The organism is Mesorhizobium sp. M7A.F.Ca.CA.002.05.1.1 (genome assembly GCF_003998335.1).
Lineage (GTDB): Bacteria > Pseudomonadota > Alphaproteobacteria > Rhizobiales > Rhizobiaceae > Mesorhizobium.
This window is the reverse complement of the sequence record NZ_RZQI01000695.1, coordinates 1-3,239: the sequence shown is the minus strand read 5'-3', so window position 1 is coordinate 3,239 and position 3,239 is coordinate 1. Positions and strand designations below refer to the sequence as shown.

Annotated in this window: 3 protein-coding genes and 1 pseudogene; 1 reads left to right on the top strand and 3 read right to left on the bottom strand. The window is 60.6% G+C overall.

Annotation, left to right across the window (positions count from 1 at the left end):
- From EN939_RS26805 to EN939_RS26795, 3 genes are all read right to left on the bottom strand, one after another.
- On the bottom strand, window positions 1-1,098 hold a 1,098-nt coding region (locus tag EN939_RS26805), incomplete at its 3' end, for a type II and III secretion system protein family protein (protein WP_164751242.1).
- Between the two features lie 48 nt (window positions 1,099-1,146).
- Window positions 1,147-2,169 carry a Flp pilus assembly protein CpaB gene (gene cpaB / locus EN939_RS26800; RefSeq protein ID WP_127270767.1) on the bottom strand — a complete coding sequence of 341 codons (1,023 nt, stop codon included), beginning with the start codon at window positions 2,167-2,169 and terminating at the stop codon, window positions 1,147-1,149.
- 91 nt (window positions 2,170-2,260) lie between these two features.
- Window positions 2,261-2,476 (bottom strand): Flp family type IVb pilin, encoded by a 216-nt coding sequence (locus EN939_RS26795; RefSeq protein WP_127270765.1) that lies wholly within the window; start codon window positions 2,474-2,476, stop codon window positions 2,261-2,263.
- Window positions 2,477-3,006: 530 nt separating this feature from the next.
- On the opposite strand from EN939_RS26795, the pseudogene EN939_RS26790 reads away from it, so the two are divergent.
- Window positions 3,007-3,239: pseudogene (locus EN939_RS26790) on the top strand (CpaF family protein); the annotation flags it as partial.

Here is a 3,239-nt window from a genome sequence, read left to right as displayed (position 1 = left end):
GAGACAGGCGAAACTCTGGCCGTCGCGAAGTTCGACGACGGTTGCCAGCTTGCGGTTGGTGAAGATCGGGTCGCCGGCGGTGGTGAAGCCGGTCAGGTCGCTGACTTCCGGCGCCAGCCTCATATGGATCTTGCCGTCGTCGAGTACGACCGGCGTGAACAGCAGGTTAACGCCGAATTGCTTGTACTCGATGCTTATCTCGCCGTCTTTGTCGAGCGTTCGGATAGGCACTTCGCCGCCGGCGTTGAAGCTGGCCTGCTCGCCGGAAAGAGTGGTGAGGTTGGGGTTCGCGAGCATGCGCACCGCGCCTTTGGACTCGAGCGCCTCGATGATCAGATCGACCTTGATGTTGCTGTCGATGACGCGCGTGATCAGGGCTCCGAAGGGACTGGAGGTCGACAGGAGGCCGCTGAGCAGACCGCCCGGCCCGAGCACCACTCCGTCCTCGTCGACGGCAGCAACACCGGTGCCGGTACGGGTCGTGCCACTGCCGTTCGTGCTCCTGATCGACACGCCGAGATCGCGGCCGGTGTTGCGCTTGGCTTCCAGCACGCGCACTTCTAAATTGACCTGCTGGCTGTCGTCGACGATGACGGAGTTGATGACGGCGTCGGGGCCATATTGCTGCGCAACCGCCAGGATAGCCGCCAGCGTGGCGCCGTCCTTGACATGACCGCCAAGCCTGACCCTGCCGTTGACCGAGCCGACCTCGATGCGCGACTTCGGCGCCACCTGGCGGATCGCCTGCGCCATGTCGCTGACATCAACACCGACCTCGATCTGGAGCGCGCCGAGCGAGCGCTTGTCGGTGGAAAACAGATTGACCGTGGTGGTGCCGGCGCCCTTGCCGATGACATAGAGCGTGCGGTCGGTCATCGGCTGCGCATCGGCGATCTTCTCGTCGCCGACGACGATATCGCCCAGATTGGCACTCACCTGGATCGTTACCGATTGTGACATCGGCAGGAAAATCCGGTGCACGGCAGGGGTTGAGACATCGATGAAGCGGTCGGCCGCACCGGCCGCCAGGCCCGACAGCAACAGCGCCGCCAAACACGACAACGCGGCCGTCGCTATCCCTAACCAAGAACCCCGCATCCCCGTCTCCCCACTCGCTGCTGGTGGCAGCATCCGTTTCGCCGCGCTTTATTGTTGTCGCGGTACGTCATATGTCTCGAGCTTCACACCCCGGAACACGCCGACCGTAGCCCGTGCCGGCGGCTCCGGCTGCACGTATTTGACCACTTCCTTGGTCGCCGGTGCCGCGATAGGAACCGGTTTGGCCCGGCCAAGTTCGTCGAGACGGCTTCCCACTTTTTCCACGGCCTGGGTCAACCCGGCAATCTTGTCCTCGGCGCGCTTGCGCTCGGCTGCTGCTGCCGCTTCCGCTGCTGCCCTCTTGTCGAGCTCCGCCTGCCTGGCGGCGACATCGGCCGGCGTTTCGCCGGTCAGGTCAGAAAGCGTCACCCGTTCTGTCGTCTCGCCCTTGCTGGCTGCGGCCTGACGCAGCGCCAGCGACAATTGGCCGGCGCCTGCCGCCAGCGTCAGCTTTTGCGCGTCCCTGGTGCTGGCCTCCAGCGTCACGGACTTCACCACCGTCGGGCTGTCCTTGCTTTCGTCGGCCACCTGGTCGATGGCCAGCACCTTCATGCTCTGCAGCAGCACGTCGACGAAACTCTTATCCGTGCCATCATCGCCGCGCGCCGTGCGGGTGAGTAGGATATCGACTCGATCGCCCGGGAAAACGAAGCCGGCCACACCGAGCACGTCGTTGACGCGGATGGACACGGCCTTCATGCCTTCGCCGAGCACCGCCGAAAGCGTGGCGCGCTGGCCGGGGCCGGTAATCTTGGTAGCAAGAATCGGCTCATTGATGCCGATCGCTTGCAATGCCTGCTTGGCACCGTCGCCAGCTAGCAGGTCTTTCGTTGACTTGAATGCCCCGGCTGGAACCGCGCCCGCAGGCCAGGCAACTTCGCGCAGTTTATCTGCGCTCAGAGCGTCACCGAACTTCAGCGGCACTGCCGCAACCACGACCGTGCTGCCTTGTACGACACCCGTTTGTGCCATGGCGCTTCGCTGGCCGGCAAGCCAGATATTGACCAGCACCACCGCCAGGACGCCGAACACCCCGGCGAGCACGATCATGATAATTGTGTTGGCGCGCATGTCCCAAGCCCCAGCCCCAATGCGGGATTCGCCCGCTGCGATCGGATTCAGGCCCGGCTCGAACGATCCGGGCCTGAATGTAGTCAGGCGATCAGGAACCGGTGCCCGCAGCCGCGTTGCAGGTGCCAGCCCCCGCGTCGAGGGCGGTGCAGAGACCGAGGAACCTGGCGTTTACCCAGGCGCCGATGGCGATGACAGTCAGGATCGATGCAACGGCAATGATGCCGATAAGAATAGAATATTCGACCATGGCAGCGCCGTTCTCATCGTCGCGGAACTGCCGGGTCATCGTCATGAGCTTGTTCATGTCAATTTCTCCCTTTGGAGGTTGGAACCCGACGAGACAGAGCAAAGGATGAAATCCATACCCAAGCATCCCCCGTCATCTCGATCCTAGGTCCCGAGAAAACGCAGAGTCAAACGAGATTAAGAGTTCCTTAACTTTCATGTACATGATTCGGCAAGAAGATCACAGTTCCGAATTTTCGCAACAGCTTGATTCTTTTCATTTTTCAAGGACTTTAACCATTCGTTCACAATTTGGCCCCCGATGGGGCAAGATTGTGGAAGCATTAGCGCAAATGCATATTCCTTTATATCTAAGGGTTTAGCAGCCTCTTCCGGGCGGTTTGCCCCCAAAAGTCGAAAGAGCCTGGAAAGCAGGGCCGACGCCCTGACCACGAACCGGCAGCCGTATCAAATAAGCGCGTTATTACAGGCTTCTGATCTTAACTATGTAGAAAGTATTGAGGGCACGCCTACCACCTGGGCGCTTGTGCCTCCCGTGGTTAACAGTTAGTTTCCGCTAATGAGGGACTGAGGGGAGTATAAGCGACTATGCTGGGGCGGTTCATCAAGGGGACAAGCGAACAGCAGGTAGCGTCAAAGACCGATCAGCTGGTGGTGCAGCCTGTTGCTCCGGCTCTTTCGCCAGCCGCTGATATTGAATCGCATGGCAATGATTTTCTGACGCTCAAAGTCGAGCTTCATCGCCATTTGATCGATCGGTTCAACCTGACCGCTCTTGAAAGCGCTTCCAAGGACGAGATCCTGAATGAGATCCGTCCGAT